Source organism: Rhodopirellula sp. SH410 (assembly GCF_055811895.1).
In genome coordinates this window covers 5,066,519-5,093,092 of the sequence record NZ_CM147949.1, presented here as the reverse complement: position 1 = coordinate 5,093,092, position 26,574 = coordinate 5,066,519, and the positions used below count along the sequence as shown (strand labels likewise).

Sequence of the window (26,574 nt, the reverse complement as noted above, 5' to 3'; positions counted from 1 at the left end):
AACCGGTATCAAGTATCGCTGCCCGCGATGAGTCCCCATGGGTTAGAACAGATCGCTGATCGCGGCGTCGAGAGCGGTCTCGGTTGAATCCGTTTTCGCTTTCTTCTCGGTTTGATCCCAAGCGATCAAGTCCAAGACAGTGCGATCCGAACCGGCGCTCTGACCACTGACGGAGAGAGTGGATTCATCCGCGGTGATGGTGGATACGGGGGCATCCACGAGGATCGATGATGATCCACTGTCCGCGGTATGCACCGAGGATTGCGGCACGAACGCCTGCGGGGCAATCGGTTCGGGCGACGGTCCCTGCTCGTTGAGATAGTTGATCACTCGCAGAGCATCGAGAGACGTGATGACGCCATTGTCACTGACGTCGTAGAGGTTGTCGTCATCCTGAATCGAGGAGATCGGTATCCCATCGCCGTTCTCCTGAGCGTTTAGCAGGTTGATAATCAACAGAGCGTCGAGCGAAGTCACGATTCCGCTGCGGTTAACGTCCTCGGCGATCACGGGATTGGTTTGACGGTTGTTGGTCGTGTTGAACTGAACCTCGACCGGGCCGCTCTGAACACCGCTGTTGTCTTGGACCTGAATGATCACGATATCTTCGCCGGTGTGACCGGCGTTGGGGCGATATTCGAGTTCACCGGTAACGGGATTGATGGTGGCCACTCCGCCGGTACCGTTGGTCAAGATCTCCGTTTTTGAAAGATCCAATCCGTCCGTCGCGATGAACACACTGTTCAGGTCGACCATGGCGACTCCGCTACCGGCAGGGTTGTTATAGGTCCCCGAACGAATCGTCCCATCGGGGATCGGTCGCGAACCGATGTCAATTTTGAGCGTCAGTTCCTGATATTTCGTATCAGGATTCAGTCGCGAGTCCGGGCCGTCATCGGCGCGGAACACGAGAGTCGCTGTGCCAGTCGCATTGTTGGCGGGATAGAGGTACAGCGTACCGTTGATCAAATCGGGTTCCCGGCGAAACAACGTCGAGAGATCGGTGCCGTCAGTGCCTACCGAATCGGCAGGTTGATAACGGAAGACGACCAGCTGATTGGCTTGCTCATCGATTGCCGTTGGCGGTCCTGGGGTCAAATCGGAGACCAAGCCCGGGAAGGTCGTCGTGCCACCGTCATCGCGGACTTCGGCATAGAGCGTGTTGTTGGGACCGAACGCGTCACTATTAATCGAGAACGTCGGCACATCGTTGTTGGGATGGACCTGCAACGTGACCAAGGCTGGTGTGCTGGTCTCCGGCGGCATCCCTGAATCGGATACGAAATACGTAAATTGATCCGGTGTGGTACCGGGCGTTGCGTTGTTGTAGTCGGTATCCGGGACGTATGAAAAACGATCAAGATACTGCTCCGTCGTCCCACCGCTGCTGACTTCCACGAACGTCACCGTCAACACGCCGTGAGCGAGTGTGATGGCTTGGGCGGCTTCCACTTTGCCGGTATTGGCATTGAGTGCATAGTTACCGATCAGGCTCGATCCGGAAACGATCGGAGCGGCCTCACCGGGCAGACCGATGCCACTGACGTGGAGCGTCTGGATTTCGGGGAATTCGACGCTACCGCCCGCTGAGGCTGGTCCTTCGAACTGATTCGCCAAATCGAGCAGGCGTGCCTCTGTCTCCTCAATGGTGGTTGGCACGCCCGTGACGGGGGCTCCCGTGCCATTTTCCAATTCGCTGAATTCGAGCATCTCGAGGGTGCGACTTGGTGCGGTCGGCACATCGTTTCCGGCGGCCAACGTGACCGTGATCTGCTCGCGTCGGATTTGGTCGAGTGCCGGGCTCGTGTTCCCGCCGAGATCTCGTTCACTGACCACGATGTCAAAGACCGCACTGCCGAAGGCATCGGGATGGGCATCGAGAGTCAGGGTACCGTTATCGGTGAGGGTGGGTTCGGTAGCGAACATCCCTGTCGTACCGCTGATCTGCTGCAATTCGATATGCACGATCGAGTTCGCGTTCTCATCGCGAGCACCGGGCGACACGGTTGATGGTGCCGGGCCGGGCATGATCACTGCTCCGGTCACTGAAAAAACGTTGGTGGAGAAAGCCCCGCCCTGTTCGCCAACGACAAACTCAGCGGCATTGATCGTGTCACTGCGGAGTGCTGGAATCGACGGTAGGTCGTTCGTCGGAGTCACGGTCATTGTGACGGTGGCGGGGGCACTGAGATGGTTCACGCTGCCACGATCGTCAACGAAGTAGGTGAATCCGTCGGCAGGATCAAATGGAGCTGACGAATTGTAGTCAGTGGCCGGCGTGTATCGAATCGACTTGACGAATTGATCAGTGGCATCGCTGGCACTGCGTTGATACGTGATGGTCAGGTTGCCGTTGGCCGTGTCGAGTGTATCGGTCGCGATGAGTTCACCGGCCACGTCACGGTAGACGAGCGTTGGATCGTTGGCCGATTTTGTTGGCAGGGTCGCTCCGGGCAAGCCGAGTCCGATCACTCGCAGGGAGGCCAACTGGCTCGATTCATTGAACGGAGGCTCCATGAGATCCATGAACGAGCTTGGTTGAGCGGCCCCGCCGGAGGCATTCTTGAGTAGCAGTGTATCAGCGGCGATGTCGCGATATCCATTCCCATCAGAGGTCGGTACCGGATTGCCACCGGCGTCCAACTCTTCACGATGTTCGGAGAGCGAGATCGCTTTATCCGCTGCGGTGGGCTGATCGTTGATGGAATTGAGAGCGATAGTGAAGTCTTGGGTGACCGGCGGATTGGTCAGCACATCACCATCGGGACTGAGGTCGACGACACTGAGCGTGTAGGTGACCGTGCCGAATGCATTCGGATTCGGGAACACCTGCAGTGTGCCGTCGGCAGAGAGGGTTGGCGGCGCGGAGAACAATTGATTCGCGAGCGTTGTGTCGCCCGCGGTCAATGTGATCTGCACCGTCTGGTCGGCTTCGTCCGCACCGCCACCGGCGTTGATCACCAAGCTATCGTCGAGGAAGACTTGGGTGCGGATGGTCTCCGGAGCGGTTGCATCCTCGTCGAACGTGAAGACGCCGTTGTCTTCAAATTCGGGGACCGTCGGCGGCGTGTTGACTGGCCCGACACTCACGCTTACCCGAGCAGGCAGACTGAGCTTGCTGGGCACATCTGTGGGGATGACGAGGTCGCGTGGCGGGTTGCTACCGGGCACGGGGGTGCTGCCGTAATCGCTGACGAAATACGTGAACGTGTCATCGGGCAGCGTGTCGTTGTATCCCGGATCCGGAGTATAGATGATTTTGGAAATAAATCCGGATGACAAATCGTTGTCGACGCGTTGTTGGAACGTCACATCAAGAGTTCCATGGGGCGTTTTGACTTGCTGCATCGCCGTCATCACACCAAGACCTGTGTCCAGCGCGTATGGGATCGAGGCATCGGTTGCCAACACGATCGGAGTCGGCAGATTGGATGCCGGATCGTTTGGATCGACGCTTCCAATCCCAACGACTTGGAGATCTTGCCCCGACTCGTTGTACGGGGAATCGACAGGCAGGGAACTGGCCCTCGCTCCATCGGACATGTCCGATGCGCCGGAGACATCGTGCACGGTGATCGGTGTATCCTCGAGCGTCGTCAACGCGTAGGTCGGCGCCGTCGGCGCGTCGTTGGTGCCGGTGATGGAAATGGTGATTCGTTGCGCGGGTGCATCGAGGATCCCATCGCTCGCAATCACGTCGTACACCGCGTCACCGAAGGCGTCGGCGTTCGGGTGAATTTCGATCACGCCGCCATTGGTCATCGTTGGCAGACCGGCCATCAATCCGGGTGGGACCGCAACGGGCACGAATCGGACGCCCACATTCGTCTGAAGTGCGAGTTCGTCGGTCGCGGTCGAAGGTCCCGCGAGCACCTGTGTCGTGGCACTGGCGTAAACGTCGTGACGTTGAGGGGTGGTATTGCCGACTTCGATCTCCGCAAACACGACTGTGTTGTTGACGGTTTCCAAGGCGGGGAAGACAGGCGGATCGTTCTTTGCCACGACGCTGATTCGTGCTGACGCCGCGACACTCAGGTTGCGGTGTTGCAGAGCAGCGTCCTGGTCAGTGGTATTTTGCCCACTGTCGCGGACGACAAACTGGAAGTCATCGGTGACCTTGAAGTACGGTGTCGTTTGGTTGTAGTCGACCGCAGGGACGTACTCTGCGGAGACGAATCGCATCGTTCCCACGGGCACATTGAGGCTTTGCGACGGAGCGAACGTCAGTTTCAGAGTTCCACCGTTTGCCGTGATCACTTCGGACGGTTCGTTGGCGGCACCGTGGAATGGGCGAGGGTTCCCGTTCGCGTCCGGCACGATAATTTCGGCGATTTCCAGCGTGTCGGGTTCAGCGAACAGTGGATTGATGCCCGCATGTGCGTTGATTGCTGGATTCTCCACGGTTGCGCCACGATTGAGCCGATTGCCCAGGATGAGATCTTCCGCGGTGATCGTTTGGCTGGCCGTGGCCGGTTCAACGGCTTCGTCCATGATGATCGAGCGGTTGAAGGCGATGGGTTGGTCGTTGACCGCATCGATCGTGATCGTGACTCGCGGTTTCGGCAGGGTCGTAGCCCCCGCGCTGTCGGTGAGCGTAATCTCGTAGACCGCCGTCCCGAAGGCATCGGCGAGCGGTTGCACACTCAACGTGCCGCGGAGACTCAGTGTCGGGTCAACGGCAAACATCCCCGCCGTGCCGGTGACGTAGCTGAGCGTGATCGGCTGGATGATCGATTGCGTGGTCTGCTCGTTGAGCGGTCCGGCAAGAATAATGTCCGTGGAATCAGCGAAGAGGTTTACGTTCAAAATGCCGTTGAACGACGTCGGCTGATCTTCATAGAACTCAACATGTTGCGTGTAGGCAGGCATCGTTGGCGGGTCATTCTTCGCCACCACTCGAATCCGCGCCGTCGCAGGTTCACTCAAGCTGCGGTGTTGGAGATCGGCACCCGGGTCGTTGGTGTTGAGTCCACTGTCGCGAATGACAAACTGAAAATCATCGGTGCCGGTAAGCGGCTGGGACGTTTCGTTGTAGTCGATGGCCGGAACGTACACGGCAGAAACGAATCGCATCGTTCCGGCGGGCGCGTTCGGGCTTTGCGAAGGCTCGAACGTCAGCGTTAAGACACCGCCGGTGGCCGTCACGACCTGGCTCGGTTCGCCTGCATCCCCACGGAAAATCCGATCGCTACCGTTCTGGTCTGGGACTCTGATTTCAGCGACTTCCATCGTGTCAATCTCGGCGAACCACGGATTGATGTCCGCATGCGCGGGGATCGCTGGGCTCTCGATCGTCTGGCCTTGGTTGAGCTGATTTCCCAAAATCAGATCCGCCGCCGTGATCGTTTGGCTGACGGTGGCTGGTTCGATCGCTTCGTCCATCACGATGAGGCGGTCGTCTGCAATGGGTTGATCGTTGACCGCATCGATGGTGATCGTGACTTGCGGTTTGGGCGTCGTCGTCAAACCCTCACTATCGGTAAGCGTGATTTCATACACTGCTGTCCCGAAAGCATCAGCGAGCGGTTGGACACTCAATGTGCCGTCGAGACTCAGCACCGGATCGCCGGCGAGCATGCCTGTCGTGCCACTGACATAGCTCAGTGTGATCGGCTGCAAGACGGATTGTGTCGGTAGCTCGTTGATCGGACCTGGCAAAATCACATCGGTCGTCGGGTTGGCGAAAATAGTACTCGTCAACGTGCCGTCGATCGACGTCGGCTGATCTTCATAAAACTCAACGGTTTGCGTGAACGCAGGAATCCTCGGTTCGTCGTTGACCGCCTCGGTCACGAATGTGATCGAAGCCGTGGCGACCAGCGGGTCTTCGCCCGGGATGGGATTGACGACCGGGACGGTGCCCAGAACGACTGGCGTCCCAGCATCCGGGCCGGTGCCTGGACCGTAAAGGTCGTCGTTGCCAGCATCCATGACGGAGTATTGCAAGACATCGCCAGCGAGCGCCGAGGCGGCGGCATCATCGACGAAGTAGTCCGGATCAGGCGTGAACGTGCCCGACAGAAACACACCTGAGTTGAACGTCAACATCACGTCGCCGTTGGGCAACTCAACGAGCTGCTGCACATCTCCCCCGAGGCCATCGTCATAGTCCGCCGACAGGTACTCGGTGTCGAGATACTTGAACCCGTACACCACGAGATCTTGCTCGCTCTCGTCATAGAGCGGCGGGGTCACGCCGTCGCCGACGAACAGGCTCGCCTGCGACGGGTTGGTTGCCGTGTGGATCAAGTCATTGATATCGAACGTGTAGGCGATGTCCTCTTGGCCGGTCACGACGCGGTCGCTCGTTGCTGGAGCGTCGTTGGTTGGATTGACTGTGACGGTCAACGTTTTAGTTGCCGAGGACAAGCCATTGTCGGGGTTGGTGATCGTGACTGAAAACTCCGCGACACCGTAGGCATTGGGCAGTGGCGTGAACGTCAACGAGATCGGATCATGGTCGGACGTCTGATTGATCGTTGGCACCGCGAGCAACTCAGCTGGGTTGCCAGAGTTCGCTGTGATCGTGATCCAGCTCGCCGGGACGGTCCCGGTTTCATCAGCGCCAGCACCGAGCAGGAAGGCTTGGTCCGCATCGGTGAATAGGTCAGCAATCTGCAACGTATAGCTGTCGTTGGATGGATCGGTGTCGGCCTCGGTTTCGTCGATATTGATGGCGGATTGGAAATCGCCCAAGACGGGCGAATCGGCTTTGGGAGTGATCGAGAACCGGATCGTCTCGGGATTGGACTCGATCGGATCAGTGGTTCCGAGTTGCACATCCGGATCTCCGCTATTGACCTTCGGTGCGATCGCCACGCCGCTGTCGGAGATGATGTATTTCAGTTCTTGCGGGATGCCGCTGTAGTTATTGTTAACGTCCACTTTGGGGGTGTAAATCGCCGAATCAAATTTGCCGACGGAGTGTTTGATGACGAGCGTTCCCGTTTCGCCATCGCTGCCCGAGAACGTGACCGTGACGTCGCTGTAAGAAACCACGCCCGTGGAATCGAACAGGTTGGCGAATTCCAAAGTCCGGTCGACCTGCGTGACCAGCGTGCTGCCGGACTCCATGTAGGTGATGACCGCATTGTCCGCGAAGATCAGTTTACTAACCGTCAACGTGCTGAGTTGGTTCTCTTCGTTAAACGGAGCGTCCCCACTTCCGCCCGCATCGACCCCCGTCTTGTCGTCGAATGGGTTGGTGACCCCTGACGTGCCGGATAGATCGGCAGCGGTGAAGGCAAATGCAATGGGTGCATCGCCGGCGCCCTCGGCGGCTTCAGTCTTTGTCCAGAGCCGCTCGACCGTTGCGGGTTTATCGTTGACCGGCGCGACCGTGACGGTCACAATCCGCGAGGTCGTGATATTATCAGCCGTGGTACTGAAGTCACCGTCGGCACCGGGATCAGTCACCGTTACCGTGATCGAGGCGGTGCCGTATTGATCCGGAGTCGTGGTGAATTTCAACTTCGCGTGCGAGCTGCCGCCGTCATAGGCGGACCCATCGACTCCGACAACATCGATGTCTGTGATCAGCAGTGGCGTTTGGCTGCCTGCATCGACAAAGGTGCCCGTGCCGTCATCGGCGAGGTTCTTCGTCGTCGCGGTGACTCGCACCGGTTGCACGTTGCCAGCCCCCGCAGAGATGCCCGACAACGTCACGTTCTGGGTATCGGCAACGCCATCGCCATCAAGGTCTTGGTCCTCGAGCAGCGCATCCAAGTCGATGCCCGCATCGGTTGTCATCGCAATCGCATCGAGGTTCGGGGGTTGGTTCACAGCCATCACCATCATCGGGATCGTGCCGTACTCCACGCCAGCGACCCGAGTTGCATCGACAATGCGATAGCCGAACGACAACATCGGTGTGACATCGTCGGCCGTGCCTGGAATGTTGTCTGGCCCAGGGACGGGCCCGGTGTCATAGTTGGTTCGTGGTACGAATGTGACCGTGCTATCGGCATTGACGCTCAGCGAGCCCGCGAGCCGCCCGAGTGAGTCGTGCAGTTCGTCGATCACCGCCTTGCCGCCGTCGACCGGATAAGCTCGACCGGTTGTCAGGTCCACAATTTCGAGTACCGAGATCGCGTCACCGTCGGCATCCGTCGATGCGTTGAAGATTTTGCCGGTCGCGACGGTGGGAGCACCGCCGAGCACATGCTCAGTCGTCGAGAACGATTGAGTTTGATCGCCCTCGATCGTTTTGTCGTTGAGGTCCATGAGCATCGGCGCGACACCGCCCACGATTGAGATCCTGTGATCTTCCACTTCGCCACCGATCGCCAGTCCATCAGCGGACAGTCCCCCGAGCTTGCTAATCCGCAGCCGCATCACCATGTCACCGGTGATTGTGGCGCCACCGGGGAGTGTTGTTGGGAATGTCACCGGCAAGAGATTCTCACCCGGCCACACCGCGACACTGTGGAAGACGCGTTCGTCGTAGTTGGTTGGATTGTCCCCGACATCGAGTCTGCCGTTGTGGTTGAAATCGATCCAGCCGTCGATGACTCCATAATCTGTCGCCATCACGTTGACCATGACAGGACCGCCACCGGCCGCTGTGGTCCGCGCGACGTTGAAGGTCGCGCCAACCGATGAGAGATCCAAGCCGTTTTCGTCGTCGGCAACGGCGAGCGAAGTCGCCGCGTCGTGTCCCGTCGCGACCGTATCGAGCTGGCCACGTATGATCGTCAGACTATCGGCGGGGCCAATCGCGTCGAGCCGTACGACCTCGTCACCGAGCAACAAATAGCCTCCGACGCGATCCGCAAACGACGCAGCGGTGCCCGCGGTGACCTCGATCGTCCCCGCCAGTGCATCGATACCGGCAACGATCGCTGTCGCCGGCGGGGCGACGGCATCGTCGCGAAGGACATTCGCGAGATTGAAAATCACGCCCGCGGTGTCTTCACTATCGACAATCCGTCCGCCAGGATCGCTGAGGGAGCCCAGTCGTGGATCGCCATCGAGTTCATCACCGAGCCCGAGAACGGTATGCCGAGCGCGGTTATTCGGATCCGCGGTATCGGCACCATCGCCGAAATCGTACGCCGTTCGTCCGACGCCGATCGTGAAGCGAGTTTGGGTGCTGCGGTTGGGACGCAACAGGTTACCCGCCTTGTCGGCAATCCCGCGTACATCGCTGGAACTCGTCGTGAATCCAGCGCTGGTCGAAGTCAGGCCGATATCGGCAACGTCGCCACCGGAGTTGCTGACGAGGTAGAACCCGTCGCCGCCTTCGGAAACTCCCGTGAGATCGAGGCTGTCGCTATTGTTGATCGCCGCCAGCACGGCGGCGTGGATCGCGGTTTGCGGGAAGTTCACGCTCGGGATGAACGGAACTGCAATCGCACCTGCGGAGACGCCAGGGAAAGCGCCGGCGACAAGCCCGGCCGCAAGAGAGTTCGCCGATCCGCTCGAGGCAGCAATCGTATCGCCGACATGGCCACCGAGGTAAATCCGTCCGCCCGCTAAGCCTTGAGCATGGGGCAGTCGCAGGTCCAGGTCACCCGCTGTGTTCGGCTCGGTAGCTCGGAACTCACGCATTGCGCGAGCGATCTTCGAACCAATCCCCGACTGCACTTGCCCCGAGACGCCAGTGCTAACGGGAGGCAGTACGACGTCATCGAGTGGATCGGATTCGAACAGGGTGACCGTTTGGAACGCCGAATCGATCAAGCGAATCGGTGTTGGATACGTCGTCTCCACACCGCCGACCAGTTCGGTAATCGTGGCCGTATGCTCGACCACTGCGGTATTGAACATTCCGCGATCGATCGAGAGCGACAGGTCACCGGCGACGACGCCTGGTTGGATGTCGATAATCTTGACAATCTCAGTACCGATCTGCAGCAAGTCACCAATTTTGGGAACAAAATCCGCATCCGGTGTGACTTCCACAATCCGGTCGGACGCCAGCAGACTGTTACCGGCGACGGTCAACGGTCCCGCCGTCGTGCCGTCCAGGAGCACGTCATCAAGGTTGACCGATTGCTCCGCCGCTAAGGTGGCACCACGAGAGTTCGTAATGACTTCGGCAATGGAGAACTGCGGATGAGTGACAACGGTCGATCCGAGGGCACCTCGCACGACCGTCAACATGCCCGAGGCGTCATCGTAGCCCGTCACACGCATGAATTCGTCATTGACGCGAATGAATGTCATCATGCCGGCCCGTTCCAAGTCCGCCGGGGCGAGTCCCAAGTCGCTGCCTTGGAAGACCGAGAACGTGTCATCCGTCGCCGCGCTGCCGATGGCGGCGTCGACCACGGCGTGGCGGCCTTGGTCGACCAGTTCAACGCTGTTGGCGGACGTCGCGCCGGCCTGGTGATTGCTGCGCGGTGTCCCCAGTACGCCTCGCTGGACGGTCAATTCCCCAGCCGCGGAATCGACACCCACGACAGCCATGATTTCATCAGAGATACGAATGAAATCACCGACCGCGAACTGACTCGGATCGCTCACCTTGATCATCAAGTCGTCATCGGCGGGAGTCGTGCCGATGCCCACTTCGCCGGTGAAGTCGCCCGCGGGGATCGTTGCTAACTTGTCGATTTGGAAACGAGCGGTGTAACCATGGGTTCCACCGGCAGTGCTGTACTCGAAGGTTTGGCCGTCGAGAATCGCGTCGGCGGCACCGAGTTGCACGACGAACCCGGAATCGAACTCGAACGTCTCGCTATTGGCACCGTTGCTGACCGTCAGTTGATCGCCATCCTGAATCACACTGCCATTGGCAACGTCCAGCGAGACGGCTTTCTGGTCACCATTGAGTAGAATGATTTCGTAGACACTGTTGGGATTCCAGAGATCCGAGAGCGGTGTCAGTCGCAACTCGCCCGTCGAAGGGTTGAATGCCAAGTTGAAATCGCGACCGACCTCGAGCAATCGATTGTCTTGGCGGATCAATACGGAAGACGCGTTCACCGTGCTCGGATCAATGCCGGTGCCCTCAAAGGGTGAGTTTGAATTCTCCCCATCGGACAGCAGTATCGAGAATGCTTGGAGATCCGGATTGTTCAACTGGATGAACGTTTCCGCTGGATCGCTGTCGAGCCCCGCGTCATCTTGATCGACGGGATTTAACAGTTTCGCATAAGGTTGCACGAAGTCGGAGTAGTCCGCTGCCCCGATGTCAATGTCGGTGTTCGGGCCGGCCCCATCACCACCGATGCCGCCGCTGACCCGCAACTGACCGAAGGCGTCGAGCGTGGGGGCGAAGTACGGTGATTGTGGGATGCCGAGGATGTTTTTGAACGCGGCGTAGGCACCACGGTCATTCAGCAGGTCTTGCGAGTTGTTAATTGTCCCCGCGGTGGACAGCGGATAGTAGTTGCGTCCATCCGGATCGATGAACAGCGGATCGGTTCCCGAACGCGGGTCGGTGCCTTGCACTGCACCGGCATTGTGGAAATAGTTATTATCAATAATCGCGCCGACACCATTGTTGACGATGCCGTTGCCGAGCGTACTGAACACATTATTGAGCAGTGTTGGGCTGGCGTTGTCGTGGATATTGACACCGTATTGGTTGTTGTCGCCACCGATGAACGTGTTGTTGACGATGCGCCCGATCGGCACGGCGTTCTGCGGTGTGCCATTGGGCTGCCCCGAATAATTGATGCCGCTGCTGCCGACGATGATGTTATTTTGAATCACGACACCGGGCACCAAGCGTTGGTCGTCCTTGTCGGAGAAGTTCTGCGTTGCGCCGGGGAAGGTCACTCCGCTTCCATCACCCTGGCCTGCGGGCGGTGCAACTTGCACTCCGACAACTCGGGAGTCAGAGAGGATGTTGTTTTCGATTACCAACAAGCCTTGCTCACGCTGCCTGTTGCTGTCCGCATCAAGTCCCGTGCCCACGATCGAATTCAGAATGTGTCGCACGTTGGTGTCGTAGGTTTGTCCCACGACGATCGTGCCATTGGCACCGTAGGCGTATTCACCGGCGCGGCGCATTTCGAGCTGATAGTCACCGGAGAGCTGATTGGTCAGCGCGTTTTCATCACGCTTGACATTGGTGCGGCTATTCTGCGCGAGATCGACAAACGCATTGTCGGTCGTTGCGGGCGCGTTGGTGACCATTTCGCCACGCTCGGCGAAACCAACCAGTATGTCATCAATGTAAAAACCTTCGTGGCGATTGTCCGAACCAGCACCGGAGTGCTCCAAGTCAGCACGCTCGCCGTAGAAGTCGCCCGGCAAATCGCCTTCGACCGACGATCCGGAGGTACTGAAATCGAACCGCAGCTTGATCGACGTCTCACCGACGAAAGGTGACAAGTCAATCCGAGCTTGATGCCAGAGCGGATTGTCATGGTCTTCGTCAAAGAGTTCCTGCACAATCTGCTTGCTCGCCGGTTGCGGCTGGGTGCTGTTCACGCCCGCGTCGGCGACATGAGATAGGAAGGTCGGCAATTCGGCTCGCGCGTCGCCATCCCCAGAATCCGTACCGCTCAGGGCGGAGTTGTTCGTGGCCAAGAGCTCCCACGTCACCCCATTGTCACGCGAGGCAAACACGCGGGCGCTATCACGGAAGAATCGATCCGCATTGACATCGCTCACGTTTTTGCCGGTCTCCGCTTCGGTTTCCAACAGGTAGTTGAAATACAACGTCGGCCGATCGTAATAGTCTGCGCCCGCGAGCGAGAAATCATTTGTAATCAAGGCCCCCTTGGCACCACCGGACAGATCGTAGGTGTTCCGTATATTGGGATTACTGCTGAGATCCCGATGCTGGATCGTGGTCATGCCGTACTGGGCGTTCTCGGTACGGTCTGTTGGGCTCAGGTAGCCTTGGAAATTAGCATCGGGATTGTTTTTCCATTGTTCCAGACCGAAGTAGAAACTCGCGCCACCAGATCCTTGGCTGGTGGTGCGACTGCCCGTGATACCGTCGGGAATGTTGAACTCGACGTCCAGCGAATTCCGGCTACCATCGGGCGCCGCATTGACTCCGTGGCCGGCGTCATTGGCACGTAGCATCGTGGGGTGCCAGAGGTTGAAATCCAAAGGCGAAAACGCCAGTCCGATCGAACTGCCGACCATCCCGGTCACCTGCGTGCTGGAATCATCACCCACACCATCCCCCACAGTCCCGATGACCGTGGCGGTGGCGCTCGCACCGCTCTGCATGGACGTATTATCGACGTCCAGCAGATTGACCTCCGTACCGTTGAAGGAACCGGTAAAGTGAACGGTCATGCCTGTCGACAGTTCACCGCGAACGCGGACATCATTCGGGCCAATATGGAACAGGGCCTTCAACGAATCACTGACGCTGCGAACGCCCTTGACGTCATCGATGATTTGGACGGGGGTGCCGCCAACAGTGTAGGGCTGCGATGTCGAGACGCCGACACTTAACACACCACCATGCTCCACTGTCGTGGCATTGATGATCTGCGGGCCGGTCGGCGTTCCGCCGGTTAACCCGATTTTGTCGATGACCAATGTGCCGATATTCGTGTCTGCGAGATTACCACTGAACGTGACCAACATGGTGCTCGGCATGTTCGCACCCGTCACCGTCACATCCGCCGCCACGGCGGCGGGATAATCAGTGGCGAGGATCGCTACGATCGCGTCGCGTACCGTGTCGGCATTCGCGTTGTAGGCGATCGGAGCCGAGACGGAGCCGGCCAGTGTAAGAGTGAATGTGCCTCCGGTCGGGGCGCCGTTGATGGTGATTGCTTGTTGCTCATCGTTGATCAAACCAGCACTATCGGCGGTGATCTGAGGTTGATCGGAGTTTCGGAGCGTGCCGATGAACTCGACCTCAAATTCATTCGCATTCACCTCGGTGACGTTGATATCACCGTTCGCGATATTCGGCAACAATGTCAGCGCGTCGCGAATGTCGGCGGCGTCGGCATCAAAATCAATCGGATCGGTTGTGTTTCCGTCGAAGGTCAGCGTGTACGTACCGTCATCGATTCCGCCCACAGCACCCAGGTCGATAATCTGGCGCTCGCCATATCCGAGGCCAGTGATATCGACCGTCAAGGGAGCAATGTCGAGGCTGCCCATCCGATTCTGGAATTCGATGGTGACACCGCTCGCCAAGTTGCCGGACACCGCGACATCGTTGGCGCCCATGTCGGCGAGGTTGTTCAGTTCACTTCGTATCGTGGAAGACGGAGCATTGAATGGAATCGGACCGGTCGTATCGATCTGCCGGATCGTGATCCCACCACCGTAATTGGACACCGTGGTCCCATTGATCCCGCGAACCACTGACAGCACGTTTCCAGCCGCGCTGTTGACTTGGATATCTTCGTTGCCAATCCGAATTTCGTAAGGGAAGGTGGTGGGCAGTGGAACGATATCACGCACCTGCAACTGGGTGGCCGAAGCATCGATCGATGCCGCTAAGTTGGTCGTGATGACTTCCGTAATCGTCGCCGTGTCCGCATGCGCCGCGGCGGTGGTGCCGTTGTACCCACGGACGACCTGCATTTGCCGGCCGTTGGTGAAGTTGACAAGCATTTGTTCGTTGTCGACTTGAATCACGAAGGGGGCCAACGGAAAATTAAGGAGGGAACCGTTGTTTTGATATTCGAACTGCGACTGGATGGTCGTCGCGAAGGCGTCCACCGGGACCTGCAAGCTGTTGACACCCTGGTAGGATTTCTCTTTGCTGATCGTGAAGGTACCAGCGGTCGCATTGGACGAAATGGTCTGTTGCGAGTTACGGCTTGTGACGGCGGGCGCATCGACAGCGATCGGTGGTGTGGTTTCCCGCTCGCCGTTCGCTTCGACCGTCAGCGTAAAGGTACCACTGGACACATTGCCTGGCGTGACCTGGATCACTTGCGCCGAATCGCCTGATTCAAACACGTTGGCAAACGTGCCATCGGCATTGAATGCAAACAACTGGCCATCGCTCGCGGTCGCGAACAGCGTGTGTTTGTATTTGCCACCTTCGACGTTCTGCGGCCCCATACTCAGACCGCTAAACGCAACGCCGGGAACGGTGTTGAGGACTGTGGCAGCACCATTGAGTTGGCTGATCGAGATAAATTCACCACCGCTGGTGACACCATACAAACTGCCGCTGCCATCGAAGTTTGCCATCGCCAGTCCGGTGACGCGGCCCTGCAGGACTTCCTCTGCCGTGCCAGCCGCGTTCACCCGTGTGGAGACACTTTGATTCACCGCCACGACGGCGCCGCTGCCGTCGCCGTTGTTATTGTCATTTCCGTTGTATATCAGCGCGGTGACATGTTTCTTAACGTTGTCGTCATTGTTGATTGCATTGACGATGTCGTTGGCCGTCGCATTGACGACCGATGGAGTGCCCGCGCGACGCAGACGCAGATTAAGAGTGGAGCCCGAGAAACTGACCTCGGCGGCATTCCCACCCGTGGCGGTGGTCACGTTCACCGAAAAACGACCGGCTTCTCCGGCAACGTTCGAGCGCAGCAGGATGTTCGTGAAAAGTAGGTTATTCGCGTCGCCATTATTAACGTTCAAAAGCAGCTCGCCAAACGTGACACCGGCGGGCTGGATCTCTCCGACGAACCCGTATCGATTCGTCGTATTGGTGGGTGCCGCCGGTGAAGCGTCCCCGTCGGCGCTGCCGCGGTAGAGTCGTGAGGCGTTGTCCGATTCACGCACCGAGTAGAACGACTCGTAGCGGGGCGTCGGCGTGTCACCGGTCGTGGCGCTGACGCGGCGGAACGTGACGGCATCGACTTCGTCCGAGTTGACCACCTCAGCAGCACGCTGGGCGCGCGAGCGGGCGTTGGGGTTGGGCGGATCGAAGACATCGCGAACGTTGCTGAAAGCTTCCACACCCGGGATGTTGTCGTTTTGCGTGGCTAACACCGTCCCATCAAACGGGTCGAGCGTGACGAGTTGGCCCGCCATGTTCGCACCATTGACGTTACGCCGGTATCCATACATCACACCGTCGCCGCGGATGACGATGTCTTGAATGTCATTGCCGCCATCGGTCAAATTGTCGGCGTCGGGAGTCAAGTCCTTCGAAACCGGCCCGCCGTTGAGCGAATCGACCGTGTACAGATTGTCGCCGTCGTCGTGCCCACTGTTGTCGGTGGCCAAGAACAAACCGATATCCTGAAGCCGGAGTGTGGCAACGTGCTGGTCCAGGTTCGCTGACGTGTCGATCTGTAGGAGCGGTCCGCCGGTGGGCTGGATATCGTGGGGGCCAAAAGTGCCTTCATCGTCTTGGCTTGACACATACCCTGTAAAACCGATGTGGTCTTCGACGACGCGATTGACCGAGTCGATCGGTTCGAGTCGTGTCAGAATACCCGCATCGCCGGTGCCGTTAGGGCCATCGAGCGCAAACTGTGACGCCACCACGGACGGCGTGACCTGGTTACTCATCACGGCCACGTAGTAAGTCTTCCCCGAAATCAAATGCACGGGGCCGATATACGGATCGTCGGTACCGAGCGAACCGCGGCTGAGGTCATCGAGACTTTGACCATTCCCGCTGCCGGCGGGCTGGTCATCCTCAACATTCGATTCGCGGCCAATGAAAATCAAACGGCTGTTTTCGTCAAACACTGCGATTGACGTGTCACCGCGTTTCTTGTCGGCGTAATCCATGTCGAAGACGACCGACACGGTTCCCACGTCCGTTGTGACGTTTGGAATGCTTTGGGTGGCTGCGTGTGTGACGTTGAATTCGTAGACATCGACGTCGGAGGCACTGCTGAGCGAGCCGGCCAGTGAGATCGCTGCGGTATCCGTCTCCAATAGGTTGACGAGTTCCTGCGAACTGGTGCCCGTCACATTTCCGCCGGCATCGCCGGCTTCGGCAGCGTCACCGACCAGCGGGCTGTGACGCGGCAAGCCTTGGATATCAAACGCGGTCGACGCATAACGCACGTCAGCGTAGCGCACGGTCGAACCGGGGAATTCATCGACCTGCTGTAATCGCACCTGCAGTTGGTACTCGCCCTTGCTGACCGGAACCGCAGGTGTGGCCGCGTTGCCGTCATGATCAAACTTCGCAGCGCGGACGCGGACGTAATAAGTTCCCGTCGCGAGCAAAATCAGCGCGGCACCGGGATCATTATTCGTCAACGAGTAGAAATCACCACCGAGCAGCGGTTCCTGCATCATCGAGCCGGCACTGCCGGCGGGAATGGGATTATCCGAAGTGAAGACCAGCGTGCCGTTGGGGGTACCATCATCGAGCACGACGTCGAATGCGCTATCGAGCGTCGTATTGGTGCGGTCAATGTCAATCCAAACCGCAGTTCCAGCGGTCGCTTGGAAGCTGTAGACATCTTGGTCCTTGGCATCGTCGGGGCTGATGTATCCCTGGACCTGGAACCCCAGTCGACGATTTTCGTCGCCGCTCTTCAAATTCGGTGCGAGCACCCCGAGCGGTTGGGCTTTGGTGATCGGGTTGGAGTTGATGCTCTCGCCGCCGGTTAGCGGTGATTCCGCTTCGCGGATGATTGCGACGTTGCGGTCATTGCTCCACTCATCAAATTTAAATCCTTTCCAGGATTGGTTGCCGACGCTGCCACCACCATTGTTCGTGTCGGTCATCAGGTGACCATCGGGGGTGAACCCCGCACCGACGGAATCGTCTGCGAGGTGGGTGATGACGACGGGGTAGCCAGGCAACCCGATTACTTGGATCGTGCCACCAATACGGTCGACGATGTCCAAGGGCTTGCCCGTGGCGGTGAATCCCGAGTTCGCACCATCCACTTTCACCACGAGGCTTTCGGAAACGTTGCTCTGCAGCCGCAGGCCGCTGTAGGTGTGATGGTTGCCTACGGTGATTTGACCATTGAGCACATGGACGATGTCCGAGTCATCCCACACGCTTTGGGTGGTCAGTTCTTCGCCACGCACCTTCAGGCCGTTGATTGAGTTGTCGTCGAGCTCGTTGAGCCGGATCAGTGGCCCGCGATTGTCATCGAATTGGCGATAGCGATCGACTGCGCCGATACTGCGTCCGCGGTCGGCGAGGGTCTCGTACTGCAACGAGCCCGCATCGATGTTGATGGCAGGACCATCGTTGCGGACGATTTCATTGTCGACCAAAATGGGCTGCGAACCACGAACATAGATCGCGGCCGCTTGGTTATTACCGCGGCCGAACCGATTGCCGCTGGCGTTCCCACTGGCGTTATCGGTGATCAAACTGTTGGCGATGCGGACGTCGGCTTGATGAATCTCGACAGCATTGAAGCGATCCGAAGCACCCCCTGCGGTGGCGGCTGTCGGCACCACGCCGCCCCCGTAGGCGATCACAGTATGGTCGAGACTGCCACGTGACGCCTCTCCAAAGAACAGTCCACCCCAGTTACCTGCTTGGGGCGTGCCGGCGCCACTATTGGTTTGGAAGACACCGCTGCCGCCGTAGCGGCTGTCGGCGAGCGAGGTGAAAATGATCGGGCTGTTGGCGGTACCTTCGGCGATCAGCGTGGCCGCCCCGCGTTCGGACTCGATGCGAGCCTCACGCAGCTTGATCACGGTACCGGGATCGATCATCAAACGCCCCGACGGGCGTGCCTTCAAGACACCGTTCTCGAGGATTGGGCCGCCGGGATTCCCGACGATGATCAGCGACTCCGTTAAAATGTGCGTGATATCGGTATCGTCAAAACGCCCCGAGACCGTCATTTTCTGAATCGAGCTGCCCAGGTCGGTCGGAATGCCGACGAATAGTCCGTTGTCGGTGTTGCCACGCAAGTAGTTGCCGAGGATGTCGGGACCGATCCGACCGAGTGAATCATCGAAACTATTCGGGCTCGCCGCGACAGCGGCCTTGGCCGCATCGGTGATCGTGTTGAACGTGATCGTCGGCCGCGCATCGTTAATATCGATCGGCGAGAACACACGGGTGCCCGAGGGAGTTCCCTTACCACCACCGTGCCGGATATCGGCATGATTGATGGTGCTGAGGAAGATGCCGCTCGCTTCGAGGTCAGAGTCGTCGCGCAATACGATCCCGCCGTAGTCACCCCCGTTGGGGGAGGGGCCATTGCCGTCGGAATCACCACCGGCTTGGTCATCGTGATAGGAGCGCAGATAGATCGGCAGGGTCGGTGTGCCGAGGACTTGGATCGCCCCGGCCGAGCGATCCGCACCGATCGAGGACGTCCCCACGTCGATGTTGGCGGCGCGCATCTTGATCAACGCCCCCGATTCGATCCGTACGGTCGTGCCCTTGGGGACGGTCAGGCTGTTGCCGTCGGCCAAGGCGGCACCCGCGCGGGTGGAACCGATCAGGTATGGGGTTGCATCACGCAGTCCCGTGGGACTGTTTTCGTCCACATTGCCAACGATCCGTACGAGCGCACGGGTGGCGCCCCCTGCCGTGATCGCTTGTGCCGCAGCGAGCGCGGGGGCGATGCTGTTGAACGGGGCTGCGGCGGTGCCCGTGCCACCGGCCGCGGCGAGTTTATCGACAAAGATCGCGTCGGGGTTCGATTCAAACCAAAATGAATTCACGCCTCCCGGTGTGCCGTCCCCATCGCCATCGATTGCGGTTCCATCAATGTCGGTGAGCTGCTGGGCGGCCGTCGGTTTCGCCGTGAAGGAGAGCTGGACTTCGTAGTTCCCGTCGGTGGTCCCGCCAAATCCCGAGTTCGGTATCGCAGGGTCGTAGTTATCGTTACCCGCACTACTGACGCCAAAGAAATACTCACCGGCGGGAAGCTCGACTTCGATCAGCGAATCACTGCCGTAGTAGCGATCGTTCTGGGCAACCAATTCAGAAGTGCCGTCAGCATTCTTGCGGAAGAGACGCAGGACCGTGTTGAGCAGACTCGGCGTGGCCAGCCGCTCGGCGCTGGTTTCAATCTGCACCTTGCCAGGTTCGATGATGTTGAACCGGTACAGGTCGATGTCGTTGCTGTTGGGCGGTGAAATCCGCTGAAAGTGAACGAGATCGTTATTGCCGGGCTGGACAGACGATCCCGTGCCGTCACTCGGAAGTCCTGCACCCATGGTCGCGGGCACGTCGTAGGCGTGACCGAGCCCCATCGCGTGACCAATTTCGTGGAACGCGACCCCTGTGAATCCGTCACCGAAGAACCGATTACTATCGGCATAGTCTTCTTTGTCGAGCACCACGAGATTCCCGCCACCGAGTCCCGCGATACCGCCTGGCCCCGATGTCGCACTTGGATCCGCAGCCTGCAAGTCACCCTTGCCGATTACGAGCCCGGCGCTGGTACTGCTCTCAATGAACTCAACGCCAACCTGCTGAGCGTAGATCTCGAGAATCCCACGAACAATTTCTTTTTCGGCGGGTGAAATGAAGTTTTTGTAGACGATCCCAGCGCTATTGGCGGGGAAGTTCTCAGGGAACGAGTAGTAACGCGTTTGGGTCGGACGCGGGGCGACAGGGCCGAGACCCGTGCTGCCGAAGTGAGCTTCCAGCTGGATCTCACGGTGCCCTGGTTCATCCAAGCCGCCCGGACGGGCCGGCAGCGAGACCGAACCAGCAGCCGAAATCACGGATGCCACCTTGACGCTCGTTCCCGAGGTCAGGCCGCCAAAGTTTCCCGCAGCCGTCGGCGAGAGCAAATCTTCAAACGAGGTACCAATCTCCCCAGCGAACGTTTGCGGTAGCACGCCGCTGGAGCCTGTGGGTGCCAAACTCGACCCAATGTCCAATCGATAGGTGGCTGTGGGGATCGGGGCGGCAAAATTGAGCTGGACCCGGCTTTCGCCAGGAAAGTAGGTCACCGTGTCCGGGGTCGTCGCCGCGTCGGCGGCCCCCGCGGTATCCACGAGCCGGTAGAACGCAGGGTTCTCCGCGACCGCTGGGGCAATGTCCTGATCGTCAAAGTACACGTCGATACGGTTGTCATGGACGCTGAGGTTGCCGCTCCCATCCCGCTCAATCGGCTGCGGGATGACCGCGATCACTTGGATCCCACGATCTAAACGGAACGGCGTGATCGAATCGTGACCCTCGTTGAAGGGCACACCATTGAGGTCCTGCAGCGGGTTGGCACCACTCCCGATAATTTCAATGCGGTAAAAATCGTCTGGAAATGCGAACGACGGGTCCGTCGCGTTATCCGACGCCGTACTGGCGGGACGCAGCACGATCTTGTGCAAGTTGTCCGGATCGGTCACGCCCGGTTCCACAAAACCCACGTAGCCCAAGGAAACCTGGACGTCGTCAGCGGTGCCGAAGGTCGCGTCCCCACCCGCTCGGACCAAGCGAATGGTGTCATTGTTGATTGAGTTTTCTTTGAGGTTGGCATCCCCGTTGAACAATAGGCTGAATTCGCGTGGCGGCGTCGAGAGCTTGGTGCCCTCGGAGATCAGAGCCCCCGCGTCCGGTCGGATCGCCAGGAGGTCGGCCGCCAAAAGTTCTCGTTTTTCCAGTGTCTCGTGATGCAGACGGCGGCTGAAGCTCTTCGAACCGCCGCTCGATCGTGTCTCTTTGCGGGCGTCCATGCGAAAAAAAGGCGAACGACGGGTGATCGGACGACGGGACATATTCAACTCACAACGTTGGAATAAGGAGGAATAACAATCGCACCGCCAAGGGGATCACTGCGTAATAACGTCATTGGATGGCGGATGAAAAGTACATCGAGTCAGGTTACTAGGGAGGACGCGCAGCCGTAATGATGCGGATAGCGAGCATAATACTACCAAGTGCTACAACAGTAATTCAGTTGCCCCCCGTTCGTGCCCGACTACTTGAGAAATTTCCACAAAATTCTTTCGTTTCCTGGGCGATTGCTTAGACTGGATGCGACTAGGGGGAACAGGGGGACTGGGCGGATTTTTCTTTTGGGCTGTGTCGCGATCGCCCTGGAGAGGGGGTTTGCGACGGGCTTTGGAACGGACGTGCCTTCGCGGCGCGATTTCGGAAGTTTCTCAGCGTTTTCGTTGCCCCTGGCGGCTTCGATCGCTACGGGTTGCTCAGCGGAACTTCGTGACCTCTCCGGGGTTTCCCAGGGAGTGCCGGAGCTACCCACGTATTTGTGCCAGAGATTCGAGTTCCGACTCATTCCCCGCCAGACGGGTTCGACTTCGCGGCCACTCGCGGTAAAACTCCCTCCATTCGATTCCTACCACCTACCGACCCTCCTTTTGACCCGAACACCAATCATGTCTCACCGCCGCCCCCATACGCTGTCCTCGATCACTTCCCGTCCCTCCCGTTCGCGTGCTCGCAGCGCTCGGGCTGCTCGCGGCGGCTTCACGCTGCTCGAACTGCTGCTCGTGCTGGCGATTTTGGTGGTGCTCGGTGGGATTGTGGGCACGAACCTTCTCGGTGCCAAATCGGACGCGGATATCAATGCGACCCAAGTTCAGCTGAATTCGCTGAAAGACAGCATTACCTTGTACAAAATCAAAACCAATACGCTGCCCGACTCGCTCGAACAGCTCAAGGACGGCCCGAGCGATTCGGCCAAGAAGGCGAAGTGGGTGGGGCCGATCATTGAATCAGTGCCCGTCGACGCCTGGGGCAACGATTTTGACTTCAGCGCCAAGGGCAATGAATTCGAGATCCGCAGTGGCGGACTCGACGGTCAGATGAATACTGAGGACGACATTATCGTCGAAGGCAGATAGGGCGATCAGGATCTCTATGAAAACAGCCGGCTTCACTCTTTTGGAACTTCTACTCGCGATGGTCATCGCCGCGGCCGCTGCGGCAATGGTGATCCCGATTGCCGGCAGCTTGCTGGGCGATCGGGAGCTCGTGCGTGCCGGTGACCAGATTCGCGCGGAACTGACCCGGTTGCGAGTTCATGCAATCCGTGAGGGTCGCGTGATGACAGTGCAGTCCAATCCCAATTCAGGTGAACTGATGGTTGTTCCCAAGTTCACCGCAGCGGACACCAACGAGTCCTCCGACTCGTCAGCGGGCCCCTCGGCCTTGCTTTCCGGTGCGAAACAGGCGATGGGTGTGACAGCGAACACGGCGGCACCGACGTCGGGTGGATGGACGATCGAATTGCCTGAGAATGTGGTTGTGCGATCCGTCGTCACCTCAGCGGTGGGTGGAACGAGCTCGATGGAGGCGGCGCTGTTGAGTGCTCCCGTGCCCGTCGCGACCACAGATGGCGAAACCGTATCGGGCACGCTCCCGGTGATCTATTTCTATCCCACCGGTCAAACCAGCAATGCGATCATTACCATCGGCAACCGAACGGATGACGATGCCGCCGATGCGAGTGCAGACAGCTATGTCGTGCGTGTGCAGCTTCGCGGTTTGACCGGTGATGTGACGCTGAGGGAGACCCCGTGAGGCCCACCTACCGACGATCGGGTTTCTCACTGCTGGAAATGCTGTTGGCTTTAGCGATTTTAGGCGGCTCGCTGGGGATCCTATCGACCATCGCGATGAAGGGTGCTGATGCGGCTCGAGAGGCCGAACATTTGACTCAGGCGAGACTGATCGCGCAGAGCCAATTGGCAATGATTTTAGCGAGTGATCTCCAGCCTGCGTCCGTCCCCGCGACGCCGGTCGCCGCCGTTGACTCGGAATGCACGACACCGTTCCAATACCAAGTGGATGTGGTCATGGCACCCGTGCAAGGCATGCTCGCGATCCGCATCACCGTCCAGGCCCTGGACCCCAATGGTGGGACGCCCATTGCAACATACTCGATCACGCGATGGATGATCGATCCACTGCTCGGTCTTGGCGACGAAGAGGCGGAGGTATAGGTGATGAATCAGTCGAATGTTGATAAGCCGTCACGCGCCGCATTCACGTTGCTCGAAATGCTGCTGACGCTGGCGATGTGCGTGGTGCTGATGACGCTCGTCAGCGGGGCAATCTCGTTCTATGTCCGAGAGATGGCCTCTGCCGAACAAGTCTACCGAAATTCACAGGTCGCTTCGGCCGTGCTCCAGATGATCGAAGATGACTTGCGGATGACGCTGACGACGCGTCCGGTCGACACGGCACCGCTCGGTGATGTGTTGTCGTCTGCATCGTCGCCACTCTTGGGGCTCAGCCTCAGCTACGATACAGCGGGTGACAGTGAGGATGATTCACTTCCAGAAGACTCCGGTTTGAGTGGCACCGAGGGTGACTCCAGCAGTGAGGAGCCCGCCGACGGCGAGTCGTTCGACGCCAGTCTCGGGGGCAGCGTGCTGCAGTCACCCGGACTGATCGGTAGTTCCAATCAACTGCAAATTGACATCAGTCGTTTACCGAGTCTGGAGGAGTCCGTCCTTGACCCCGCTCTGGCGATTTCCAACGGCAAACTTCTCGATCGTCCGAGTGATATCAAAACGGTCAGCTATTTCGTTCAGCCCCCTGGGGCAGGAGCGAGCATGGATCCGTTGGAAGAGCTCGCCACGGCCAGTGGTATGGGCAACGCTGCGAGTTCCGCTGCACTGGCATCCGGCGGTCTGGTACGCCGTGAGTTGGACCGTGCGATCACCTCCCATGCCTCGTCCACGGGCGGCCTGTCGCGACTCACCTCGGCAGGTGAAGTCATCAGCACCGAGGTGACGGCGATCCAGTTCGAGTACTACGAGAACGGCAACTGGATGACGTATTACAGCACTGACACAGTCGGTTTTCTGCCGCCCGCGATTCGCGTGACCATACAGATTGGCGGCGACAGTGCATTTGGCTCGGAGAACTTGGCAGAAACCCAAGCGGTGAACACCTACACGCACGTGATCTACCTCCCGATGAGCCATCCTGAAGACGCCGAAGAGACGACGGAAGAAACTGACACGATGGCGAGCGAGGGGACAGGGATATGAGTGTGCATCAGGATCAAAATGGGCCACGGCCTGTCGATCGCCTCACTTTGAATTGCCGTTCGCGACGGCAAAAAAATCGCCGTGGCTTTTTCCTCGTGCTCGTGCTCGTGGTGGTGGCGATCTCGACGATGGCGGTCTACTCGTTCGCCGAATTGATGCTCGCCGCGGATGAAACCGCGTACTTGCAAGGCGATCTGGTCCAGTCGCGACTGAATATGGATTCGGGGATCGAGGCGATTCGTTTGACGCTCGCCAGTCCCCCGATCGATCGTGATGCGGCGGGCGGCGTGTACAACAATGCGATGCAATTTCGGGGGGTTGCGATTACCAACATCGCCGACGGTCCGGTGCAGCGATACACGGTCGTGGCCCCCAGCTTGACTGACACGGGGTCTCTCGGCGGTATTCGCTATGGGCTGCAGAACGAGTCGGCCCGCATCAACGTCAACTCGCTGCTGGTTCTGGAAGAGAACTCCGCCGCCATCGGCATGCTGACCACACTGGCCGGCGGAAGTCTTGAGTCCGATGGGAGTGGGATTCTGGGAGACGATTCCGACGCATCGAGTGATGATTCCGAGTCTCTCGAGACGAGCTACGTCGCCGTTGACTTGTTGTTGACCCTTCCGGGTATGACCGAACCAATCGCTAATGCCATTTTGGACTGGATCGATACGGACACCGAGCCTCGGCCGGCCGGTTGCGAGGACGAGTATTATTCGTCGCTACCATCGCCCTACAGTTGCCCCAACAAACCTCTGCAGAGCGTGGAAGAGTTGTTGCTCGTTCGGGGCGTCACTCCCCAGCTGTTGTTTGGCGCCGATGCCAACCGCAATGGTGTGCTGGATCTCGATGAGCAACAGCGTACGATGGCGAACATCGATACAGCCGGAGCTTTGGGGTGGGCGAACTATCTGACCGTTCACGGTGCCGAGAACAACCTGACCTCTGCCGGGGAACCTCGCGTTAACGTCAACGGCGACGACCTCGAAGTGCTCTATGACGAACTCAGCGTTGCTCTGGGCGATGATGAGTATGCATCATTCATCGTCGCGTACCGGATGTCGGGCACGTCCTCGATAGCAAAATCCGCGGCGATGATGGCCGCAGCAGAGGCGGCCGGGGCAGCCGGTGGGGACGAGGTCACCGCATCGACAACCGAACAAGACGCGGCATCCACCCCGGTGCCCTGGGAAGCCGACGCGATTTCGAAGCTCGACTTGACCGCTGGTGCCGGTGTGCAACTGAACCAGGTGCTCGATTTGATCGGCGCCGAAGTCACGGTCGAACAAACCACCTACGCGTCGCCGTTTCTAGATGACCCCGCCATGTTGAGTGAGTACCTGCCGCTGCTCATGGACCAGTTGTCGACTCAGGACGTTGAATCATTGCCGGGGCGGATCAACTTGAATGAAGCCCCCGCGGAGATTCTGATGGGCATCCCCGTGCTGGATGTCGACACCATGGCGGCACTGGTCGAGACGCGAGGTGCGGGCGGGGGCGTCCACACAGGGAGCACCTCAACGGATCGCTCCCACGCGGCTTGGCCGCTGACCGAAGGGTTGGTGACGCTCGACCAAATGCGTGCACTCCTGCCGCTCGTGACCGCCGGTGGTGACGTCTTTCGAGCCCAGGTGATTGGGTTTGATGAAGCGACCGGCTTGGCCGTGCGTGGTGAAGTGATTATTGACGCAACGACGGCCAACCCTCGCGTGGTCGCGTTCCGAAACTTGTCGCACCTCGGGCGCGGGTTCGATATGTCGGTGTTGGGTGGGAACGGTGAACAAACTCTGCCCTAAAATTCGTTCGTTGTGAACAATTCGACTAAACTAGTCCTTACAAAATATATTCAATTCGATATCTCGATAGTCT

6 protein-coding genes are annotated in these 26,574 nt (G+C 58.8%); 5 read left to right on the top strand and 1 reads right to left on the bottom strand.

The genetic code is table 11. The features are described from left to right. Positions 1 to 42: 42 nt before the first annotated feature. A complete protein-coding gene (locus SH410x_RS18535) occupies positions 43 to 21,459 on the bottom strand; it encodes a GEVED domain-containing protein (RefSeq protein ID WP_473669739.1) in 21,417 nt (7,138 codons plus the stop codon). A 621-nt stretch (positions 21,460 to 22,080) separates the two neighbouring features. On the opposite strand from SH410x_RS18535, the gene SH410x_RS18530 reads away from it, so the two are divergent. Genes SH410x_RS18530 through SH410x_RS18510 form a run of 5 tightly spaced genes read left to right on the top strand, consistent with a single transcriptional unit; the run spans position 22,081 to position 26,501 of the window. Then, the gene (locus SH410x_RS18530; protein ID WP_473669737.1) at positions 22,081 to 22,548 is read left to right on the top strand and encodes a type II secretion system protein GspG; all 468 of its coding nucleotides are present in this window, start codon (positions 22,081 to 22,083) and stop codon (positions 22,546 to 22,548) included. Positions 22,549 to 22,564: 16 nt separating this feature from the next. Further along, the gene (locus SH410x_RS18525) at positions 22,565 to 23,227 is read left to right on the top strand and encodes a prepilin-type N-terminal cleavage/methylation domain-containing protein (RefSeq protein WP_473669735.1); all 663 of its coding nucleotides are present in this window, start codon (positions 22,565 to 22,567) and stop codon (positions 23,225 to 23,227) included. Then, entirely contained in the window at positions 23,224 to 23,649 is a 426-nt protein-coding gene (locus tag SH410x_RS18520; protein WP_473669733.1) for a prepilin-type N-terminal cleavage/methylation domain-containing protein, read from the top strand. The genes SH410x_RS18525 and SH410x_RS18520 overlap by 4 nt, the downstream gene beginning before the upstream one ends. 3 nt (positions 23,650 to 23,652) lie before the next feature. After that, the gene (locus SH410x_RS18515; RefSeq protein WP_473669731.1) at positions 23,653 to 24,705 is read left to right on the top strand and encodes a PulJ/GspJ family protein; all 1,053 of its coding nucleotides are present in this window, start codon (positions 23,653 to 23,655) and stop codon (positions 24,703 to 24,705) included. Beyond that, positions 24,702 to 26,501: a type II secretion system protein GspK gene (locus tag SH410x_RS18510; RefSeq protein ID WP_473669729.1), complete on the top strand. Its 1,800-nt coding sequence runs from the start codon at positions 24,702 to 24,704 to the stop codon at positions 26,499 to 26,501. Before SH410x_RS18515 ends, SH410x_RS18510 begins: the two co-directional genes overlap by 4 nt. Positions 26,502 to 26,574: the final 73 nt, after the last annotated feature.